The organism is Idiomarina solivarensis (assembly GCF_033052755.1).
Lineage (GTDB): Bacteria > Pseudomonadota > Gammaproteobacteria > Enterobacterales > Alteromonadaceae > Idiomarina.
Map to the genome: position 1 here is coordinate 201,880 of NZ_JAVFHZ010000001.1, position 20,796 is coordinate 222,675.

A 20,796-nucleotide genomic window follows, 5' to 3' on the forward strand; every position below is an offset into this window, starting at 1 on the left:
TTTGATAGTTTAAGCTTGCTTCAGATGCTCGAGTACAACCTCGTGGTGTTCTTTTGTTTTAAATTTATTAAATACTTTTGACACGGTTCCATCCTGCTCCACAAGAAAGCTAATGCGGTGTATTCCGTCATACTCTTTGCCCATAAACTTTTTCAGACCCCACACGCCAAATTCTTCGGCAACTTGATGGTCTTCGTCGCTAAGTAAGGTAAAATTAAGTTCATCTCTGTCAGCAAATTTAGCCAGGCGCTTAGGGGCGTCAGGACTGATCCCAACAGAAACAACATTAAATTCTTCCAGTTCTTTGCGACTGTCTCTTAAGTTTTGTGCCTGCACAGTACAACCTGGGGTCATGGCTTTTGGGTAAAAATAAACCAACACTCTGTGTTCTTTTAATAATGCTGATAAGCTGACTGAATTTTCATTAGCATCAAGTAGAGTAAAATCCGGTGCTTTATCACCTTCTGTGAGTGTTTGCATTGTATTCTCCTGGAACTTAGTGAACGGTGCCAATATGATAGCGGACACAAGCAAGCTTGGAAAATGCCTTAGCGGTAAAAGTTTACGGAACCTTCTTGGTAACTTACGTTCCTATCACTTGTGTTTCGTCGGGGCTGGCATTACCATTGGAGCCCCAATTCAGGACTTGGAGAAAGTATGCTTAAGGGCAGTATTGTCGCTTTAGTTACCCCTTTTACAAAATACGGCAATGTCGATTACAGTGAACTTGAGTTCTTGGTCAACAAACATTGCGAAGCGGGTACAGACGCTATTGTAGCTGTTGGCACAACCGGGGAGTCAACGACCTTAACGCATGAAGAGCACATTGATGTCGTTAATGCGATGGTTGAATTAAGTGCTGGGCGTATTGAAATTATTGCCGGGAACGGGTCAAACTCGACCAGTGAAGCGGTTCAACTCACTGAGAAAATGACGCAAGCCGGCGTCAGCGGTTTTTTGAATGTAACGCCTTATTATAATAAGCCTTCCCTGACGGGGCTCATCGCGCACTATCAAGCGTGTGCTGATGTAACCGATAAACCTCAAATTCTTTACAATGTTCCTGGCCGTACAAGTCTTGATATGACCCCGGAGATGGTTGAGCAGTTAGCCAAAATTGATAACGTTGTTGGTATTAAAGAAGCGACTGGCGACGTTAGCCGTGTACAGGAACTTAAGCAGCGTTGTGGTAACGATTTCATCTTACTCAGTGGTGATGATCCCACCGCACGTGAGTTTATGTTTGCCGGCGGCGATGGCGTTATCAGCGTGACTGCTAATATTGTCCCCGAGAAAATAAAAGCAATGGTTACGGCGGCGTTGTCCGGTGATAAACAACTTGCCAGTCAGATTGATGCCGAGCTGGAGCCTTTGCATAACATGCTATTTATTGAATCCAACCCGATCCCTGTGAAATGGTCGTTGGCCTTAATGGGTTGGGTAAGTGCTAATTATCGTCTGCCACTGACGCCTCCGGAAGAGTCAAATCAACAGTTGATTGAGTCAGTGTTACAGAAAGCAAACCTACTGAATATTCAGGAGTCTTAATGAAATTGTCTCGCCTCGCGTTGATAGGCGTAGTTGCCGCTGTGGTCACTGGTTGTTCGTCAGTGGAGAAGGAACGTGCGAGTGGAGGGTTTGATTATGTCAATATTCAACCTACTGCAGCGCTGGATATTCCACAAGGGTTGGAAGAGCCCGAGAAAGGCACTAAATATCGCATTCCCGATACTAACGCCGACTCCTCTATGGTTGGGCGTCGGGTCAACATTACCGCTCCTCAGCAAGTGCGTCCTATTGCGTTAGGTGCCCGAGTATCAGAAAGCGAAACCGAAACTCGGGTCTATTTCGATATCGTTGACGGCATGGGGGATTCAGTGACTGAATTTGTTCGTGCTGCGGCGAAAGATGTTTTAGAACGTCGCAATATTGCCTGGGAAAATGTTGGCGAGAACCGCTGGCTTACCGAGCAAATGACCGTTGAGCAAAGCATTGAAGGCGAGGGCGGTTTTCTGGGTATTGGTGGTGAAAGTGAAAGTGTTCTTGAAAGAACGTTTCGCTATGAGTTGATTCAGCAGACTGAGTCGCACCAGCGTAGCACTAGCTTACAGGTTAATGTGGATGACTTTTCGCAGAATATTGATGGTAAGCAGAAAAAAGTAGCTCCTTTAGTTGTTCGGAATCTGGAAGCTGATTTACTTAATGCCATTATTTCTGAAGTAAACCGTGAACAGCAAATGGCTGTTGCCCGTCAAAAAGCGGAAGGTATTGATACGTTACTATCGAAGACTAGCGCTGGACACTCGGTCTTTATAGTCAAAGACAGCTTTGAGCAAGTTTGGCCTCTGGTTAACTTGGTACTTGAAGATATTGGCTTTGACGTTGAAGATTTAAACCGAGAATCAGGAACTTATTTTGTCGAGTACAGTGAGCCTGGCAGCGGATTTTTGTTCATGGGTGGTGATGACTACGAAGCTCTTGGTATAGCTGAAGGCGAGTACGAATTCCGGTTACTGGAAGAGGGTGAAGATACTTCAGTTACGGTTTATCAGAACGATGAAGTTGTTTCTGACGAATGGGTTAATAAAGTGTTTGAGGCCTTCAAAAATTCGGTTAAGAAGCAAAGCAAACTTTAACTTAAGCGCGAGTGGAAAGATTCATGGAAAAACGCAGTGAACTGTATCGGGGAAAAGCAAAAACGGTCTACCATACCGATGATCCGAATCGTCTAATTCTGGAGTTTCGTAATGATACTTCAGCGTTCGATGGTGAAAAAGTCGAGCAACTGGATGATAAAGGAATGGTGAACAATAAGTTTAACCACTTTATTATGGCCAGGCTGGAAGAGGCTGGTATTCCGACTCAGTTGGACGAGCGCCTGAACGATACTGACTCTTTGGTCAAAAAGTTGGATATGATTCCGGTAGAGTGTGTTGTCCGTAATGTGGCCGCTGGCTCTTTGGTGCGCCGTTTAGGTGTTGAAGAAGGTAAAGAGCTGACGCCTCCAACTTTCGAGTTCTTTTTAAAGAATGATGCACTGCATGATCCTATGGTTAATGAATATCATATCCAGGCATTTGGTTGGGCAAGCGCAGAGCAAATTGCGAGAATGAAAGAGCTGACTTTTAAGGTGAACGATGTTCTGAAAGCGTTGTTTGCTGATGCAGGTCTGTTACTAGTGGATTATAAGCTTGAGTTTGGTGTGTTCGACGGTGAAATCATGCTCGGTGATGAGTTCACGCCGGATGGCTGCCGTCTTTGGGATGCTAAAACGCGTGAAAAGCTCGACAAAGATCGTTTCCGTCAGGGCTTAGGCGGTGTCGTTGAAGCCTATCGCGAAGTTGCCAAGCGCTTAGGTGTCGAGCTGGATTAGTCTTTAGTATCAGTGTCCTGGTCGGAGTCGTCTTCAGTTTTGGACGATTTCGCACCAGGCCATTTGAATTTAGCGGTATATTTCAGCACCATAATATTACTGACCACTACGCCAACAACTAATAATATTATTAACCACACCAAATATTCGTCCATCCGTCATCCTCCGTTATAGTGTCTATGTACTGCCTTTTTATTGGTGCCAGATTCTCAAGAATAGTACGTTTGCCTTCGATAGCGAGTGAGTTAATGGTGTCTTTCAACGTTTCCAGACTGAGCTGTCGCTGACATTCTTTTGATACGGAACGGTAACTCAAGTGCCATGGCTCCTGTGCGACTCCCCCCTGATAACGGGCGTACGGAAAGAAGAAACCACTTTCATGAGCGTGTTGCGTTAACCATTGCCAAAGTTTGTGGCAAGGTCCTGACGAATCAATATACTCCGCGGGTACCAGACGCAACTTGAGTTCGCTGTTTTGAAAAGGTCGCGGGTCATACAAATCAAAATCACTGCCCCAGTGATGACGGCTGCTTCCAGGTAACGCGGACCAATGCAAAATAGCGTGCATTTTCTCCGTGTCAGTTAAACGAGAGGGGTCAAGTAACTCCCCTTGTTCGGACAAAAGAGGTAACTTGCCTCGCCACTTGCGATTCCATATGGACAGTTGTCTGTCCAGCGAGCGGAAGCCACTGGCAATGGCCAGTTCAAGACCACTGGCAACAGCCTCTTTTTGCATAGTGAGGTAGGCGTCAGCGGCAGCCGGATGCAGTTTGTGTCCATCCACTGTAACCAAATGCGTTTCTGATGCACCGGTAAGCTCTGTATTGCTCAACATAAAAGCTTCTCCATGCAACGGTAATAAACCTCACTGAGTTTATCTAAATCGCTGGCTTTAACACATTCGTTTACTTTGTGAATGGTTGCATTCACAGGGCCGAGCTCAATAACTTGAGCTCCGGTAGGAGCAATGAAGCGGCCGTCGGAAGTTCCCCCCGCGGTCGACAGGACTGTTGAGAAACCACACTCGTGTTCAATGGCGGACTGAACGGCTTCAACCAATTTCCCTGACTCTGTTAAAAACGGTGGGCCGTTTAATTTCCATTGCAAATGGTATTTTAGCTCGTGTCTATCAAGTATCACTGCGACGCGCTGCTTGATTTCTTCCGCTGTCAGCTCGGTCGAGAAGCGGAAGTTAAATTGAGTATCAACTCGCCCGGGTATAACATTTCCGGCACCTGTACCTGCCTGAATGTTCGATACCTGAAAGGTTGTTGGCGGAAAACTGGCGTTGCCGTTGTCCCACGTCTCTTTTGTTAATTCGCTGAGTGCCGGCGCCAGATCATGGACCGGGTTTTGTGCCAGATGAGGATATGCAACATGCCCCTGAATGCCCAGAACGGTCAGGTCGCCGGTCAAACTGCCTCTGCGTCCATTTTTTACGACGTCGCCAAGCATGTCGGTACTGGATGGTTCGCCTACAATGCACCAATCAATACTTTCATTACGTGCCTGCAATGTTTCGATAACCCGTTTGGTACCGTTAACAAAGGGTCCTTCTTCGTCACTGGTGATAAGAAAACCGATGTCAGCATCGACATTTGGGTAATCTTCAATGAAACGTTCTGTTGCCGTAATCATGGCTGCCAGACTGCCTTTCATATCAGCAGCACCTCGACCGTACAAATAACCATCATGCAACGTTGGCTGAAACGGTGGAAATCGCCAGTCGTTAACATCGCCAGGCGGGACCACATCGGTATGACCGGCAAAACAAAACAGTTTCCGGCCTTGCCCTCGACGAGCCCAAAGGTTGCTGGTGTCCTCAAAGAGCATTGGTTCGAGGTTAAAGCCTAATGCCGCAAGCCGCTGGCCAATGAGTTCCTGGCAGCCTTCATCTTCAGGGGTAATAGAAGGTCTGGAAATCAGGTCGTGAGCAAGTTTTAACGTTTCTGAACTCATAAGTAACGGTCTCTCCAGACTTTATCATTAAAACCACAGTGAATATTGTCATCTGATTCAACCAGCGGCCGCTTAAATAATGTTGGTTGCTCAGCGACAAGAGCGGCTATAGCATCGGAATCGTCCAATGACTTTTGTTCATCAGACAGGTTACGCCAACTGGTGCTACGTTTGTTTAATAAAGACTCAGCCGGAAGCTGCTTTAACCAATGGCTTACTGTTTCCTGTTGCAGAGGCGACTGGCGAACATCGATAAATTCATAAGCAAGTTCGTGTTTATCTAGCCATTTAAGAGATTTTTTAACGGTATCGCAGTTTTTTATGCCATAAACGCGCAACATAGGTACAGCTCCTGTCGGTGTTAATAAGTAATAAGTGAACTGTCTTTTGCGGTAACAAGTCCTGACTCCAGCCAATTAAATGGTTCGGTGATTTGCTCGGACGCAGGTGAGCAGAGCAGTACCGTAAGGCGCTGTTGCATAGGCTTTAAACTGCGTAATAGCGATTGGTTAATCTTTACCAGTGGGTCACCGAATTTAACCTGTTGTTGCTTACGGCAAAGTACGCTAAGTGCTGGATGACTCCCGAAGGAATCGCCCGAACCCGTGACTAACTGGAGAGAGTAAGTGTCATTTAGGCGCAGGGACAAGTAGTCGCCACTACTACTGATATGGGTTAAGGCCCCGTCAGAAGGGGCGTATAAGGTACTGCCGGTCATTTCTATGACAATGCCTTTTCCAAGTAGACCGTGCTGACAAACCAGAGCAGACGGTTGTACTGTGATCACCCGTCCGGTTATTGGTGCATAAATAGAAGGGAACTGACTTGTCGTCACTGCTGACACCCTGTTACTGAGTAATTCAGATAGTATAGTGGCAAAGCTAAAGCCTGGGTGCAACTGTATCCACATTAACTGTGGATATCTTTGTGTACTACACGGTTGTAAGGTGGTAATCTATTGATAAATAAAGATAATATTTAAAGTTTGAATATCGTACAATCCGCCGCTGATCGGTTATAATTACAGCGTATTGGTTTAAGAGGTATTCATGAGTCGTTCATTTTTTGAAGTTTTAAGAGATGGAAAGGTGTATGCCGATAAATGGCCTCATCATTCGGTTGTCGCCGCGATGGCTGAGTCACGGATAATACCGGTAACGCGCAAAGCCATTAGCTGGATTCCGGGTATTGCAGTACTAAACGCTGTGCTCACCTGGCAGTTTATGTCACCAGAGCAACTGGCGCCGGGTTTAATGCTGTCACTTATCATGCTGAGTTTGCCGCTTCAGGGGTTGTACTGGCTTGGGTGGCGATCGCGCCAAAAACTAAAACCGACCTTGCAACATTGGTATAAAGAACTTAGGGACAAGCTACGAAAGCAGGGTGTGGAATGCCAGCCGCAAGGTGAGAAAGGTCCTGAATATATGGATCTGGCTATTATCTTGCGTAAGGCGCTGGAAACATTACCGCCGGAAGAGCATTAACCTCAACCGACGGTACTAAAAGGTTAGGCTTTAAAGGTGGACCATACGGGGGCGTGATCAGAGGGTTTTTCTATACCCCGAAGGTCGTAGTCGATACCGCTGTCCTCGCATTGTTCTGCCAGCTTTCTAGTTGCCAGAATCAGATCAATTCGTAACCCGCGGTTGTCATCAAAGCCGCGCGAACGATAATCAAACCAACTGAACTGATTATCCACATCCGGGTTTAATTGCCGATAGGTATCGGTAAAGCCCCAGTCCATTAGTTTTTGCATCCATTCCCGTTCTTCCGGCAGGAAACTGCATTTGCCGGTTCTTAACCAACGTTTTGCGTTGTTTTCACCAATACCGATGTCTAAATCGATTCGTGAGATATTTACATCACCCATAACAATAACAGGTTGTTCCGGTGACAGGTCGTTATTCAGGTAACTCATTAAGTCCCGATAGAACTTTTCTTTGGCCGGGAATTTCGTTGGGTGGTCGCGACTTTCGCCTTGTGGGAAGTAACCATTCAGGATGCGCACATGGCTGCCGTCGGCAAGTGGGTAATCCCCCATAATCATCCGACGCTGAGCGTCTTCATCGTCCGAAGGAAACCCGAACTGTGGGTTTTCCAACGGTTTTTTACTCAGCATTGCCACCCCGTAATGGCCTTTCTGACCGTGATAAATGACGTGGTAACCCATAGCTTCAACATCCTGCAGAGGAAATTGGTCGTCATGAACCTTAGTTTCCTGCAAGCCGATAACATCTGGCTGGTGCTTATCAATCAATGCTTGTAACTGATGTAATCTTGCTCGTATGCCATTGATATTGAATGAAATGATTTTCATAGAAGGTCCTGTAAATAAGTCTCTTTATTACCTTAGGATAACACAGCGAAGAACAAACTTGGGATGCGAAAGTGGCAGAAAATTCGTATAATCGAGCGATGCTGTTTAGAGAGGTATTAGCGTGCAGAATGTGCTAAATAATTTGGGTGTCATGATCCGCCCACATTTTTACGAATTAGCAATGATGATTATTGCTACTTTATTGGTCATTTATGGGTCTGAGATTAACCGCATGGTTAAGCGGCAAGTGGGTCATTGGCATTTTGTTTTCCGAACGTTGGTTTTCATTGTGGTTTGTGCGTTTGGATACGGCTGGTTAATGGTTTGGTTCACGCCAGTTTTAGCGGGATGGTTAAGCCTCATTCCATTACATTTGCTCGCGCTAAGCACAGTAGGAATACTTTTCTTGCTCGGCTTTCTAGCTGAAAGAAAACGACAATTATAAGACAGGGAACGTTGTATGACAGATTGGATTAACATAAAGGCCGGAGCATCGGCTTATCAGCACATTCAGGAGCAAGGGCTGACTGCTGATGATATCGGTCTGCTGTTAGGCGCGTCCGGCGGTCCTAAATGGTTTGTGCTTCAGGGGCTTGATAAATGGCTTTTTGGTGAGTTTTTCAAGCATAAGAAAGAACCGCTAAATACCCTTGGAACATCGGCCGGAGCCTGGCGCTTTGCGGCACTTGGTCAGCAAGATCCTGTCGCCGCGAGTGATTTATTTTGTCGTCTATATAGAACTCAAACCTACAGTGCGAATCCGGACAAAGATGAAATTACCAGTGAAGCCAAAGAGCTCCTAGCCAAGTATGTACCTGATCAGGCGGTCACCGAAATTTTGGGGCAGTCGGCGGTCCGTCATCATTTTATTGTCGCACGTTGCCGAGGCTGGACAGCTGCTGAAACGAAAAAGCAAATGTTGGGTCTGCTGAGCTCTGCGTTTGCGAATAGTCTCAACCGTCGCTGGTTAGGACGATTTTATGAGCGCGTTATTTTTCATCATCCGCAATCTGATCTGAGTTTTTCAAAAGGGTGGCAAGATCTACCTACCCACCATGTCGAACTGACTCAGTCGAATTTTCAGCAAGCGTTGTTAGCCACGGGTTCGATTCCACTGGTGTTGGACGGGGTTGTCGATATTCCAGGGGCCCCCACGGGAACCTATCGAGATGGTGGGGTGACCGATTACCACTTCGATCTAGACTTTTCTGACGTAAATGGACTGGTGCTTTACCCCCACTTTCATAATGAAGCCATTCCGGGCTGGTTTGATAAACGATTAAGCTGGCGGCGGACGACTGGAAAAAAATGGCCTCAAGTGGTGTTCATTAGCCCATCAGAGGACTTTATTGAGTCATTGCCATACGGGAAAATCCCCGATCGCACCGACTTTGCAAAACTTGATGCTGCGACTCGCATTGATTACTGGGAAAAAGCGGTTGATGCTGGAAAACGTATGGCCGATCAACTTCAGGATTGGGTGGCTACAGACAAGTTGCGGGAAAAAACTCAACTGTGGCTTCCTTAATTTTATAAACCATGCACGTCAAAACTGGCGTCACATATTTGTTCGAAGCGCTCGGCGGCCAGCTGACGAGCGCTGTTCAATTGTCGCGCGGTCAACTTATGCAGAAAGTGACTGATTATTTTCTCGGCTTCTGTCTCTCCCGCTCTGTCGGCCAGGGTTAGCCAGCAACACGCGTGAAAAGCACTTTCCGGTAAATCTTTACCTTGTAAAAACATCTGGCCTAGATACAGCATCGCTTTACTGTGACCGAACAAAGCGGCACGGCGAAAATGCTTCGCTGCCTCAAATCCTTGCCCGGCCTTGAGTAAGTCTGCGGCTCGCACGTAATGATGTTTAGCAAAACGTTGCCAAAACTCAGGTCCACGAATAACGGGGTGTTGTTTTCCGGGCAACCGCGTCTTAGCCAACTCTATGAGTTGATCAACCTGCGTAAGCAGGGCAGTTTGCCATTCATTGACGTTTGCCTGAGCCATCTGAGTATTGTCGTTTCTATGTTATTATTTTGGTCAGTGTACACCAAGTTACTATTGCGGCAAACTGGCCGGAAGAAAGCACAAAACTTGAGCTAGAGTTAATGAGAACACCCGTTTCCAATGAAAACCTGGCGGCCCTACTTAATGTTGGCAGTCGTTTAAGCTTATTTGTCTGGGAAGACTCCCCCGGATGGCCGGTTCTGTTTGTTTCAGACAATATCGAAGACTTACTGGGGCTTAAAAAACAGCGTTTAGAAACGCGTGAAATTGAATATCGAGACCTTATTCATAAGGATGATTTACCTCGAGTGATGAGCGAAGTTGAGACCTTACTCAGCGGCGCTTCAGGATCGTCGATAACGCACCAGGATTACCGTGTAAGACATATTCAGGGAAGGGATGTATGGGTGTCTGATACAACGGTAGTTATTAAACAAGACGACGGAAGCAATCACCTTTACGGTTATTTGATTGATATAACTGAGCGTAAACAGCTGCAGCTTGCGCTTGAAATGGAACGTAACCGATTACAGCTCATTTTGGACGCAACGCGGCTGGGAACCTGGGAGTGGAACCCGCAAACCGGGGTCACGATTTTTAATGAACGCTGGGCCAATATGTTTGGTTGGGATTCAAGCGAGCTCGATGCCACGGTAGAGAGCTGGTCCAGCCGTATGCACCCGGAAGACTATGACAGAGTATGGCAAGCGATAAAACAGCACTTGGATGGTATTACTCCTTTTTACGAGAGTTTGCACCGGATAAGACACCGGGACGGGCACTGGGTTTACGTGTTGGATCGCGGAAAAATTATAGAGCGGGACAGTGAAGGTAAAGCGGTACGGTATACCGGCACGGTTACCGACGTTACAGAACAGAAAAAAGCAGAATTAAATGCACGCAAGGCAGCTCGTGCAAAAAATGTGTTTTTAGCGAATATGTCGCATGAGATTAGAACCCCTCTGCACGGTATTCTGGGCATAGCCTCGGTACTTGAGTCAACCGATTTAGATTCACATCAGCAGCAACTATTGGAAACGATAAAAAACAGTGGCGATTACCTGTTAACGACGTTGAATGATGTTCTGGATTTAACGCGCGCAGAAGAAGGACAATTAAAAGTGTCTCTCGGGGTTCACTCTCCGGCAGAGGTGATAAGTCATATTGTTAAGTTGTTTGAACAACCAGTGAAAAATAAGAAACTCGACTTTGTGGTTGATATCAGTGGTGACATTCCTGAAAGAACGCTAATGGATCAGGGTAGGGTGGCACAAGTGGTGAGTAATTTAGTCAGTAACGCGCTTAAATTTACTCAACAGGGTTCGATAGCACTCTCCGCCAGCTGGTATCAAAATGCCCAACAGAAGAGCCAAGGTGAGCTGGTGGTAAAAGTCCAGGATACAGGCGTCGGTATTCACGATACTAAGCGCATTTGGCAGTTGTTTGAGCAAGAACAGGATGGCTTTAACCGTGCCGAGGGTGGCAGTGGCTTGGGTTTGGCCATTGTGCGTAATTTAGTACAGCTACTAAATGGTACGATTCAGGTGGATAGCAAGCCTGGCGTTGGTTCTTGTTTTACTCTTAGCTTGCCAATGAACGTTCAGCTTGGAGGGGGGCATGAACCTAAACCGCCTGCAATACCTCCACTAGTAGAAAGACAGATTTTGGTTGTTGATGACAATAAAATTAACCAGCTGATCATCAAAGAAATGCTGCTATCGCTAAACCAAAAAGTCGATTTGGTGAGCGACGCTCAGACCGCACTGAAAATGTTGCAGTCGCGAAAATACGACGTACTGTTTATGGATTTGCATATGCCTCATATGGACGGTATGCAGGCAACTCTTACTTTACGCGCTATGGACATTCATCAGCCCTACGTCATTGCACTCACCGCTGATGCTTACCCTGAAACCCGAACCCAGGCATTGCGTTCAGGCATGAACGACTATGTAACAAAGCCTTTTGTTAAGGCCGACATTGCGAAGGTGCTTGAACGCTTTGATAAAATACCTCCAGACAGTGGTCTCTGATTAGCACAGGCAAAGTGTCTGTTGTACCATAGCCGCAGTTTTTAAGCTTAATTAGGGATAGAAGAATGGATTTTAGCAGCAGTTCTCAGTATGTCGTATCACAAGAGTTAGCAACGGCGGTTAATGCCGCTGTAACACTTGAAAAGCCGTTACTGCTTAAGGGTGAACCCGGCACCGGGAAAACCCGACTTGCCGAGGAACTGGCAAGTGCGTTAGATACGGAGTTGTTGCAATGGTCAATTAAGTCAACAACAAAAGCGCAACAGGGTTTATACGAGTACGATGCAGTGTCCCGCTTACGTGACAGCCAGCTGGGTAGTGAAAAAGTTCATGACATTAGTAACTACATTCGTCCGGGAAAACTCTGGCAAGCGTTTACTGCCGATAAGCGTCCGGTGTTGCTAATTGATGAAATTGATAAAGCTGATGTTGAATTCCCAAATGACCTATTGCATGAGCTGGATCAGATGGCTTTTCATGTTTACGAAACCGGAGAACAGGTAAAAGCGCAGCAGCGTCCTATTGTTTTGATTACCTCAAACAACGAAAAAGCGTTACCCGATGCGTTTTTACGCCGCTGCTTTTTCCACTACATTCAGTTCCCGGACAGTGACACCTTAAAGGCCATTGTGGATGTTCACTTTCCTAAACTACAAAGTAACTTGTTGGACACGGCTCTTGCGTTGTTCTTCGAACTACGAGACGTGCCCGGGTTAAAGAAAAAGCCATCGACCTCTGAGCTACTGGATTGGTTGCGGTTATTGTTAGTGGAAGACATTGACGCTGATGATCTTCAGAAAAGCCGAGAACAAGGCGGGTTGCTGCCTTTGTCGGGTGCTTTGCTCAAGCACGAACAGGATGTCGAACGCCTGGCTGAGTACGCTCGCATTCAACGGCGCTAACCAGCACTATGTTTATTGATTTTTTTCAAACCCTGCGGCGACATGGACTTAAAACCAGTATTACCGAATGGCTGGATTTATTAAGTGCCATGAAAGCCAACTTAGCCTTTGCTGATGTGGAGCAGTTTTATTATTTGTCCCGGCTTATTCTGGTCAAAGATGAGTCGCAGTACGACAAATTTGATAGAGCCTTTAGTGAGTACGTCGACAAGGTTGCCAAGGTCGATGTGACTGAGAAAATCCCCAAAGACTGGCTGGAGAATGCACTTAAGCGTAATCTGAGCGATGAAGAGAAGCAAAAAGTACAGCAGTTGGGAAGTCTTGATGAATTAATGAAAACTTTCCATGAGCGTTTGCAGGAGCAGCAGAAACGCCATCAGGGTGGCTCTAAATGGATAGGCACAGGCGGAACATCACCTTTTGGTGCTTACGGCTACCATCCCGGAGGTATCCGAATTGGGCAGGACGGTAATCGAAATCGCAGCGCAGCCAAAGTGTGGGACAAACGAGAGTTCCGAGATCTTGACGATAACGCCCGACTAGAGCAACGTGGTTTTCAGGTTGCGCTTAGAAAACTTCGTCAGTTTGCACGAACCGGTGCAGCCAGCGAGCTTGATTTAAATGGAACCATCGAAGCCACGTCTAAAAAAGGCGGCTTACTTGATCTGAAGTGGCAGTCTGAACGCCACAATGCGGTTAAAATCATTCTGTTGTTGGATGTTGGCGGCTCGATGGATGATTTCGTATATCAATGCGAACAATTGTTTACCGCGTTAAAAAATGAGTTTAAGCACCTGGAGTTGTTTTACTTTCATAACTGTGTTTATGAAGGGGTATGGCGCGAAAACTCACGGCGGCGAGAAGAACAAATTTCAACGGAGCAGTTAATCCAAACTTATGGCGAGGACTATAAGCTCTTATTTGTTGGTGATGCCACTATGGGTCCGTACGAAATAGCTTATCCCGGGGGGAGTGTTGAGCACTGGAACGAAGAACCCGGTGAAGCCTGGTTGAATCGTTTAACCCGACACTTTGAAAAAGTCGCCTGGCTTAACCCTCAACCAGAAGAACATTGGCGTTATTACATGTCGGTAAGAATGGTTCATGATTTAGTCGGTGGACGAATGTATCCGTTAACTCTGGACGGGCTCGAAAGGGCGATAAGTAAGATAAAATGAATACTTTACTAACGACCTCATCCGGTAATCGGTTTCTGCTTTTGGAAGAGGCTCACCAGGCACTTATTGAACGCGTGAGGCTGATACGTAAAGCGCGGCATCATATCGCATTGCAATATTATTTATGGCGCCCGGACAGTAGTGGATTAACCTTGTTGAAAGAACTGCTCGACGCTGTGGAGCGCGGCGTCAAAGTTGATCTCCTGTTGGATGATTTGCACAGCAAGCCGTTAGAGATTTTATTACACGACTTATCTTCCCGCTCTAATTTTAATATTAAGCTTTTTAATCCGTTTAAGCACCGTCGCTGGCGCTGGTTGAACTGGCTTACTGATTTTAAGCGAATGAATCGACGCATGCACAATAAAGCGTTGCTGGTGGACGGGGAAGTCGGCATCGTTGGCGGTCGTAATATTGGCAATGAGTACTTTGGTACCCATGCGGGCCAACTTTTCTCCGACCTCGACGTGATCGCAAAAGGACAGGTCGTTAAGACCTTACTTGAAGATTGGCAACACTACTGGGCATGTCCGTTGTCTATTCCTATCAGTGCGATAAAATCACCTGAACGAGTCCGACTATTTGAGGACATTTGGTTAAAGTATCAAAAGCAACCGGAGCTACAGGATCTGCATGAGTTCGTGCTTTCTGATGAGCATTTGCAGGGGCTTCCCCAAGTCGATTCAGATGTTTGGTACGAGGCGACAGCAGTGGTTGTCAGCGACGATCCTTTAAAGGCAAAGCTCAATAGCAGACCGCAACGGTTGGTGACTCATCAGCTGACAAAGGTTTTAGGAGCGGCACGACGCTCTGTCGTTCTAGTTTCCCCCTATTTTGTGCCAACACCTGACGGTGTGAAGGAGTTGGAGCAATTATCCGAGCAAGGTGTCAAAGTCAGGGTGTTAACCAACTCATTAGCGGTGACTGACGTACCGGCTGTGCACGCGGGGTACCAACGGCACCGCCGGCGGCTGCTATTGGCGGGTGTTCAATTGTTCGAGTTGCGTCGCTCAGAAGAAAAGCCGTTACGTAAAGATATTCGGCCGTACTTTAGGCGCTCGGCATCGAGTTTACATGCAAAAACGGTCATTGTGGACGCAGAAAAGGTGTTTGTCGGTTCTTTTAACTTTGATACCCGCTCAGCGCAAATTAATACAGAATCTGGGCTGCTAATTGAATCTGCAGAGATGGCTGAGCGAATTAATGCCATGTTTGAGCATGAACTGCCGTTACGAACTTATGAAACCCGGCTCAATAGGTTTTATAAACTGTACTGGTTGGATAAAAGTAAAATACCGGCAGTCCGGCTTTATAAAGAGCCTGGAGCCGGTATTTGGCGGCGACTGGCGGTTTGGTTAACCGCCAGGTTACCGGTTGATCACTTACTCTAATTTAAAGCTGTTGTGCTACCCAGCGCCTAACTTTGCGCTCGAGTATGATAAGTGGGACAGCCCCATCTTCTAAAATCACACGATGGAATGCTTTGATATCGAACTTGTCGCCTAACCTATTTTTTGCATGGCGACGCAATTCACTAATCTTAAGCTGGCCAATCTTGTAGGCTAAGGCTTGCCCTGGCAGCGCCATGAATCGCTCTGCTTCAGATACTGCTCGGGCTTCGGCAACAGGCGCGTTGTCGTACATATAATCTAATACCTGTTGGCGAGTCCATCCTTTTGCGTGTATACCGGTATCGACGACAAGGCGAATAGATCGCCATAGTTCGGCAGCGAGTTGGCCGAAACGTTGGTAAGGGTCACTGTAGAGGCCCATATCGTAACCTAAGGACTCTGCGTATAACCCCCAACCCTCTGTATAAGCAGTTTCGCCCCCAAATTTACGAAATTTCGGTAATTCCTCCAGTTCCTGCTGTATCGATATTTGAAAATGGTGTCCAGGCGCCGCTTCATGTAGAAACAGGGCTGTTTTCGCCCAACTGGGCCGTGAGCCTAAATCGTAGGTATTTAGATAAAAAATGGCAGGACGTGAGTTATCTATAGGGGCCGATTGATAAGAACCGGAGCTTGCTGACTGCTCACGAAACTCTTCTACTTTACGAACTTCGTATTCTGCTTCAGGAAAGATATTAAACAGTTCTCCGACGTTATCGTCAACAGCACTGCGCAGTGAACGATAGTCTTCGACCATTTCCTCCCGGCTGTCGTAGATGAATTGTTTATCGTTGGTCATAAAGTCGAAGAAAGCTTTCAAATCACCTTCAAAGCCGGTTTCTTTTATAATGTCACGCATCTCATCATGAATGCGGGCAACTTCGTCCAGACCAATTTTATGAATACGATCGGCGCTGAGCTCCGTCGACGTATTGTCCTCTATTTTATGTTGGTACCATTTCATTCCCCCCGGAAGCTGGCCTAAACCGAAAGTTTCAGTGCGAGCTTCTGGTAAATAGTCACTACTCAGATAGTCACTGAGTTTTTGATAGGCGGGCATAACGGTATTAGAGATAATATCCTGGTACTGTTTTCGAATAGCTTCAGCATCTGTTTCTGCTATGTTCTCCGGCAAGTTATCAACAGGGCGCCAGAAAATACTTTCGGTAATGTTCTCGGTGATCTGTGCATCAATTTGCGGAATTGCTTTTTCGATTAAAACACGAGGCTGAACAATATCTTGTTTGATGCCTTTTTCCATATTCTCTATTGCCTGGTCAAACAGCCTCGGAATTTTTTCCATGCGACTGGCCCAGGCACGGTAGTCTTCGACTGTATTGAATGGCTGCGCGGAGGTCCCTGAGCCGAGCAAAGCTAAGCGATTGGCGATATTATAAAATTGATTAATTGGCAGCAGATGATCAGGGTACTTGGCCCCTTCAATTGCTAACTCTCGATCGCGTTTAAAAATGTCATAGCTAATCTTTTCCGAACGCGGCAATTGGTCTGCGTTAATACTGTCTAACTTTTGTAAATAGCGTTTCTCAAGTTCTAACGACTTTTCCAGGTATGTTTCCGAGTAAAAATTGGGAAGCTCGTCATTGTAGCGGTTATCACCAATATAGGTTGCCAGTAACGGGTTAATCTGTAGTTGTTCTTCAAAGTAGTTTTTGTATATTGCTTGCAGTTGTTTACTCGGAGAAGATTGTTTAATTGTGCTTTTTTGTTGTTCTTCGTTTGTAGCCGTCTGCGATGGCTGACCACAAGCCGCCAAAAGTAACGAAAACGAAATAGCGAGAGTGGTTTTTTTCATCGTTCTAAGTACCTGCTATAAGTTATAGACGATTTAACGGAACCTTTAAGTAAACGGTATCGTTATTTTCAGCGGGCGGGAGCTGCCCGGCACGGATGTTGACCTGGATAGCAGGGATGATCAGGCGAGGCATATTTAACGTTGCATCGCGTTCTTCCCGCCATTTGACAAACTGCTCTTCACTGGTGTTTTTTCCCACGTGAATATTGTTCTGCTTTTGCTCCCCGACAGACGTCTTGCATTGATGTTCACGTCCCTCCGGAGGATAGTCGTGGCAAATATACATTTCAGTTGTAGTATCAAGCTTAAACAACGTTTGAATAGACTGATATAGAGTGCTGGCGCTACCGCCCGGGAAGTCACATCGTGCTGTGCCAACATCGGGGTTAAACAACGTATCGCCAACAAAGACTTTGCTTTCATTAATGAGATAGGCGATATCTGCCGGTGTATGCCCCGGTGTATGGATGACCCGGATCGTCATGTTGCCTACATGAAAAACATCACCGTCTTTCAAAAGCCGGTCAAAATGTTCACCATTAGGCAGAAATTCTTTATCAAGATTGTAGACTTGTTTAAATATTTTTTGCACTTCGGTGATATGTTCGCCAATGGCAATAGGCGCTTTTAACTGTTCTTTTAGGAAAGGCGCTGCACTTAAATGATCGGCATGAGCGTGTGTTTCCAGTACCCAGGCCACGTCTAAATGCTTTTCTTGTACAAAACGAATGATGCGCTCAGCGCTTTGGGTATAGGTTTTACCAGAGGCGTAATCAAAGTCGAGTACGGGGTCGATAATCACTGCGCCTTTACTTTCAGCATCGTAAACAACGTAACTGAACGTTTCGCTGTCATCATCAAGAAACTCTTTGACCTGAACGCAATTGTTGTTATTCATGGTTTTGACTCCACTCGGTTGCGACCTGACGCTTTCGCTTGATACAAAGCTTGATCGGCAGCAACGAGTAAACTGGAATGATCAGCGTAATGGTAGCTGCTGGCTACACCAATACTAACGGTAATTTTTAAGTCTTCAACCAAGTCACTGAAATTGGTTGCGGCAATACGCTCCCGCATTCGCTCGCTTGCTTCCTTAGCCATTTCAAGTTCAGAATTGGTTATCAAAACAGCGAACTCTTCACCACCCCAACGGGCCACATAATCAATATCTCTAATTTCATCGTTCAGTACCTCAGCTAATCGAATCAATACTTTATCGCCAACGGTATGCAAAAAGCGGTCATTCACTTTTTTAAAGTAGTCAATATCCAGAATAGCAAGGCTTAAGTATGTGCCGTCGCGGCGACACCGGTTGAGTTCATGTTGTAAGTGTTCATCGAAGGCACGACGATTTCCCAGATTCGTTAGAGGATCTTGGCGCGCCATTGTTTCTAAATCAGCGGTTTTTTCTTTAACCATCTGTTCTAGCTGCAGTCGTGTTCTATTGTGCTGGTCAAGACGCGCTCTTACGGCTACTAGGGTCAGCAGCGCGACCACTAACGACGCAACAATCCAAAACCAGGGCTGCATCCAAAGATGTGCAGACTGCCGGAAAGCGAAGTAATCGGGCTGGCTCCATTGCCCGCCAGGGTATCGAGCACGAACCTGGAACACATAGTCATCGGCGGGCAGAGTTGTGTACTCAGCTGAATTGAGGGAGCCTTTATTCACCCAACTTTTATCAAAGCCAACTAAGCGTACTTGATAATCGATCTGTTCAGCCATAAGGTAACCGGGAGCAACAAATTCAAATGCAATACGGTCGGTCTCAGCTACTAATTCCTCACCAAATATAACCGTCTCATTGTCTGCTTTTACGGACTCAATATTAACGTCCGGTGGCAGGTTTCCGATTTCAGTGATGGTGTTAGGATCGACTTCGGAAACACCTTTACTGGTAGCGAGCCAGATATTACCATCTTGAGTCTGCAACATTGAGGGGCCGCCGCTATTGATTTGAGCGCTTTCCAGGCCGTCTACTTCGGTATAACGCTGAACATTAAGTGTATCAGCCTCACCCTTTAATACCTTAGTAAAAGAATCATGCTCAACCATTACAGGACCGCGATTTGAACCTAACCAAAGGTTGCCATCGCCGTCAAATGCTACGGACATGAAGTTGTCAAACGGTAGCCCGTGATCTCGGTTGAAAATTTGCCAGGTATCTTGTTCAAGGTTATGAACGATGAGCCCACGATCGGTTGCCATCCACAAATAGCCAGCTTGTTCGGTAATATGAAATGCGAGCTCCGCATTGTTAAGCGGCGTTAAATCGACGGGGGCAATCTGGTAACGGTACTGATCGTCTTCTGCCGTAATTTTGATACTGACAACGCCTCTTGCAGAACCGACCCAGAGCGTCCCATTGCTGTCTAGATATAAGGCGGTTGTGTAGTTATTGGTCAGCCCATCATTTTGGGACAGATGCTGGGAAACTCGCTCCCCTTTAGCATTTTTGTATAAGTGGGTGAGCCCGGCAGGGGTCGCCAGAAAAGCACCAAGTTTGGGGGCCAGCGCTATTTGGCGAATCTCATCGGTCTTCAACAAGTTGTCGCTATCAAAATGATTGACTATTTTAGTGCCGTCCCAAATATACAGTCCGTCGGTGTAGGTCCCTATATAAAGCTGTTGCTCATGATCATAGGCTAAAGATAAGACCGACTGCTCGGGTAATACGGTGCCTTGCCCCAAAGGCGATATTCCGGAGTCATTAATGACTGATAATCCATGGCTGGAGCCAACGATAAGTTCTTCATTACTATTCTCAGCTATTGCTCTGATATAGTTGCCGGTTAATCCATCTTTTTTTGTATAGGTTGTGAATAAGGCATCTCTGAATTGAACCAGACCACCGTGCGTCGCGACCCAAAAGCTGCCTTCCTGATCTTGAATGATATCGAGAACATGGTTATTGGGGAGACCTTGTTCCGTGTTAAATATTTCAATGCCAGACTTGTTGATACGAATGAGTCCGTCCCGGTAGGTACCCAGCCAAATATTGTTATTGGGTGATTGGTATAAGGTACTTATTCTGCTCTCGATTTCCGGAAAAATACGTTCAAATTCGTTTTGCTTTGACTGACGGTAGAGTCCCTTTTCCGTGCCGACTAATAACTGCCCGTTTTGAAGTTCAAGTAGCGATGTAATCAGTTGCTGTGGGATTGAGGGCACACTTTCAAAACGCGTATGCCCAGCCTTTTTCACCTGCAAACCTTTGTTGGTTGCGACCCATAAGTTGCCCCGGCTATCAATAAGCGACTCGAAAATAAACAGGGAGTTTAAGCCGTGTTTCGTCGTGAACTGTGCTGCTCTTTGGTTATTTTCATAAACGAGCAGGCCAAGCTCTGAGGTCGAAACCCAAAGATTACAACTTTCATCAATGTACAAGTGATTGACAAAGGGGGGAGCCGATTGCAACGCTTCCCAGTGACCATCATAGAAACGAGCAATTCCTCCGCGGCTGCCGGCCACATAAATACTACCATCACAATGGCTATAGGCTGCTGTAAACATTCCAACATCCGGCAAGCCGGTTTCACGCAGGTTGTCATAGATGTCGAAGCGGCGGCCATTAAAACGCGCAGGCCCCTGCCAGGTAGCTAACCAAAGGTAGCCTTTGTCGTCCTGAATAATTTCATTCACGGAATTGTGAGGCAAGCCGTCACGAGTTTCCCAGTGTCTTATCAAATAATCATTAAGACGGTCTTTTTTTTCAGTGATTTTACCTTGCTCTATATAAGCGGTCGCCACCGGAGAATTCAGGCAAAGAAAGCAGGCTAGCAGTATGGAAAAGGTGTACTTCATAAGTCATCTTTTATTTATCAGCATC

At 46.2% G+C, this 20,796-nt stretch carries 21 protein-coding genes; 10 read left to right on the forward strand and 11 right to left on the reverse strand.

Going from position 1 to position 20,796, the window contains the following annotated elements; genetic code table 11:
- Positions 1-9 precede the first annotated feature (9 nt).
- The gene (gene bcp / locus RBK99_RS00970; RefSeq protein WP_317502781.1) at positions 10-480 is read right to left on the reverse strand and encodes a thioredoxin-dependent thiol peroxidase; all 471 of its coding nucleotides are present in this window, start codon (positions 478-480) and stop codon (positions 10-12) included.
- Positions 481-657: 177 nt separating this feature from the next.
- Between bcp and dapA the strand changes: the two genes are divergently transcribed.
- The 3 genes from dapA to purC are packed head-to-tail and all read left to right on the forward strand — an operon-like array spanning position 658 to position 3,373.
- Complete coding sequence (gene dapA / locus RBK99_RS00975) at positions 658-1,548, forward strand: 4-hydroxy-tetrahydrodipicolinate synthase (RefSeq protein ID WP_317502782.1); 891 nt, start codon at positions 658-660, stop codon at positions 1,546-1,548.
- On the forward strand, positions 1,548-2,636 hold the full coding sequence (gene bamC, locus RBK99_RS00980; protein ID WP_317502783.1) for an NlpB/DapX family lipoprotein: 1,089 nt from the start codon (positions 1,548-1,550) through the stop codon (positions 2,634-2,636). The genes dapA and bamC overlap by 1 nt, the downstream gene beginning before the upstream one ends.
- Positions 2,637-2,659: 23 nt before the next feature.
- A complete protein-coding gene (purC, locus tag RBK99_RS00985) occupies positions 2,660-3,373 on the forward strand; it encodes a phosphoribosylaminoimidazolesuccinocarboxamide synthase (RefSeq protein ID WP_317502784.1) in 714 nt (237 codons plus the stop codon).
- On the opposite strand, the gene RBK99_RS00990 is transcribed toward purC, so the two are convergent.
- Genes RBK99_RS00990 through RBK99_RS01010 form a run of 5 tightly spaced genes read right to left on the reverse strand, consistent with a single transcriptional unit; the run spans position 3,370 to position 6,167 of the window.
- Positions 3,370-3,528 carry a DUF2897 family protein gene (locus RBK99_RS00990; RefSeq protein WP_317502785.1) on the reverse strand — a complete coding sequence of 53 codons (159 nt, stop codon included), beginning with the start codon at positions 3,526-3,528 and terminating at the stop codon, positions 3,370-3,372. The two genes, purC and RBK99_RS00990, sit on opposite strands and share 4 nt — an antisense overlap.
- Positions 3,504-4,208 (reverse strand): M15 family metallopeptidase, encoded by a 705-nt coding sequence (locus RBK99_RS00995; protein ID WP_317502786.1) that lies wholly within the window; start codon positions 4,206-4,208, stop codon positions 3,504-3,506. The genes RBK99_RS00990 and RBK99_RS00995 overlap by 25 nt, the downstream gene beginning before the upstream one ends.
- Positions 4,202-5,332 carry a succinyl-diaminopimelate desuccinylase gene (gene dapE / locus RBK99_RS01000; RefSeq protein ID WP_317502787.1) on the reverse strand — a complete coding sequence of 377 codons (1,131 nt, stop codon included), beginning with the start codon at positions 5,330-5,332 and terminating at the stop codon, positions 4,202-4,204. Before dapE ends, RBK99_RS00995 begins: the two co-directional genes overlap by 7 nt.
- Positions 5,329-5,673, reverse strand: a complete 345-nt coding sequence (locus tag RBK99_RS01005) for an arsenate reductase (RefSeq protein WP_317502788.1) — start codon at positions 5,671-5,673, stop codon at positions 5,329-5,331. Before RBK99_RS01005 ends, dapE begins: the two co-directional genes overlap by 4 nt.
- A gap of 20 nt (positions 5,674-5,693) precedes the next feature.
- Positions 5,694-6,167, reverse strand: coding sequence for a PTS glucose transporter subunit IIA (locus RBK99_RS01010; RefSeq protein ID WP_317502789.1), 474 nt, complete (start codon positions 6,165-6,167; stop codon positions 5,694-5,696).
- Positions 6,168-6,381: 214 nt separating this feature from the next.
- Between RBK99_RS01010 and yfbV the strand changes: the two genes are divergently transcribed.
- A complete protein-coding gene (gene yfbV, locus RBK99_RS01015; protein WP_317502790.1) occupies positions 6,382-6,816 on the forward strand; it encodes a terminus macrodomain insulation protein YfbV in 435 nt (144 codons plus the stop codon).
- A gap of 23 nt (positions 6,817-6,839) precedes the next feature.
- Here yfbV and xthA read toward each other — a convergent pair whose 3' ends face one another.
- Positions 6,840-7,649, reverse strand: a complete 810-nt coding sequence (gene xthA, locus RBK99_RS01020) for an exodeoxyribonuclease III (protein WP_317502791.1) — start codon at positions 7,647-7,649, stop codon at positions 6,840-6,842.
- Between the two features lie 121 nt (positions 7,650-7,770).
- Between xthA and RBK99_RS01025 the strand changes: the two genes are divergently transcribed.
- Positions 7,771-8,094 (forward strand): DUF3392 domain-containing protein, encoded by a 324-nt coding sequence (locus RBK99_RS01025; RefSeq protein ID WP_317502792.1) that lies wholly within the window; start codon positions 7,771-7,773, stop codon positions 8,092-8,094.
- 15 nt (positions 8,095-8,109) lie between these two features.
- Entirely contained in the window at positions 8,110-9,177 is a 1,068-nt protein-coding gene (locus RBK99_RS01030; protein WP_317502793.1) for an alpha/beta hydrolase, read from the forward strand.
- A 2-nt stretch (positions 9,178-9,179) separates the two neighbouring features.
- On the opposite strand, the gene RBK99_RS01035 is transcribed toward RBK99_RS01030, so the two are convergent.
- The gene (locus tag RBK99_RS01035; protein WP_317502794.1) at positions 9,180-9,650 is read right to left on the reverse strand and encodes an SEL1-like repeat protein; all 471 of its coding nucleotides are present in this window, start codon (positions 9,648-9,650) and stop codon (positions 9,180-9,182) included.
- 29 nt (positions 9,651-9,679) lie between these two features.
- On the opposite strand from RBK99_RS01035, the gene RBK99_RS01040 reads away from it, so the two are divergent.
- From RBK99_RS01040 to RBK99_RS01055, 4 genes are all read left to right on the forward strand, one after another.
- The gene (locus RBK99_RS01040) at positions 9,680-11,683 is read left to right on the forward strand and encodes a hybrid sensor histidine kinase/response regulator (RefSeq protein WP_317502795.1); all 2,004 of its coding nucleotides are present in this window, start codon (positions 9,680-9,682) and stop codon (positions 11,681-11,683) included.
- 65 nt (positions 11,684-11,748) lie between these two features.
- Positions 11,749-12,585 carry an AAA family ATPase gene (locus RBK99_RS01045; RefSeq protein WP_317502796.1) on the forward strand — a complete coding sequence of 279 codons (837 nt, stop codon included), beginning with the start codon at positions 11,749-11,751 and terminating at the stop codon, positions 12,583-12,585.
- Positions 12,586-12,593: 8 nt separating this feature from the next.
- Positions 12,594-13,763, forward strand: a complete 1,170-nt coding sequence (locus RBK99_RS01050) for a vWA domain-containing protein (RefSeq protein ID WP_317502797.1) — start codon at positions 12,594-12,596, stop codon at positions 13,761-13,763.
- The gene (locus RBK99_RS01055; RefSeq protein WP_317502798.1) at positions 13,760-15,154 is read left to right on the forward strand and encodes a phospholipase D family protein; all 1,395 of its coding nucleotides are present in this window, start codon (positions 13,760-13,762) and stop codon (positions 15,152-15,154) included. The genes RBK99_RS01050 and RBK99_RS01055 overlap by 4 nt, the downstream gene beginning before the upstream one ends.
- A gap of 1 nt (position 15,155) precedes the next feature.
- Here RBK99_RS01055 and RBK99_RS01060 read toward each other — a convergent pair whose 3' ends face one another.
- The 3 genes from RBK99_RS01060 to RBK99_RS01070 are packed head-to-tail and all read right to left on the reverse strand — an operon-like array spanning position 15,156 to position 20,771.
- The gene (locus RBK99_RS01060; RefSeq protein ID WP_317502799.1) at positions 15,156-16,967 is read right to left on the reverse strand and encodes a DUF885 domain-containing protein; all 1,812 of its coding nucleotides are present in this window, start codon (positions 16,965-16,967) and stop codon (positions 15,156-15,158) included.
- Between the two features lie 22 nt (positions 16,968-16,989).
- The gene (locus tag RBK99_RS01065; protein WP_317502800.1) at positions 16,990-17,865 is read right to left on the reverse strand and encodes an MBL fold metallo-hydrolase; all 876 of its coding nucleotides are present in this window, start codon (positions 17,863-17,865) and stop codon (positions 16,990-16,992) included.
- The gene (locus RBK99_RS01070) at positions 17,862-20,771 is read right to left on the reverse strand and encodes a ligand-binding sensor domain-containing protein (RefSeq protein WP_317502801.1); all 2,910 of its coding nucleotides are present in this window, start codon (positions 20,769-20,771) and stop codon (positions 17,862-17,864) included. The genes RBK99_RS01065 and RBK99_RS01070 overlap by 4 nt, the downstream gene beginning before the upstream one ends.
- Between the last annotated feature and the right edge of the window lie 25 nt (positions 20,772-20,796).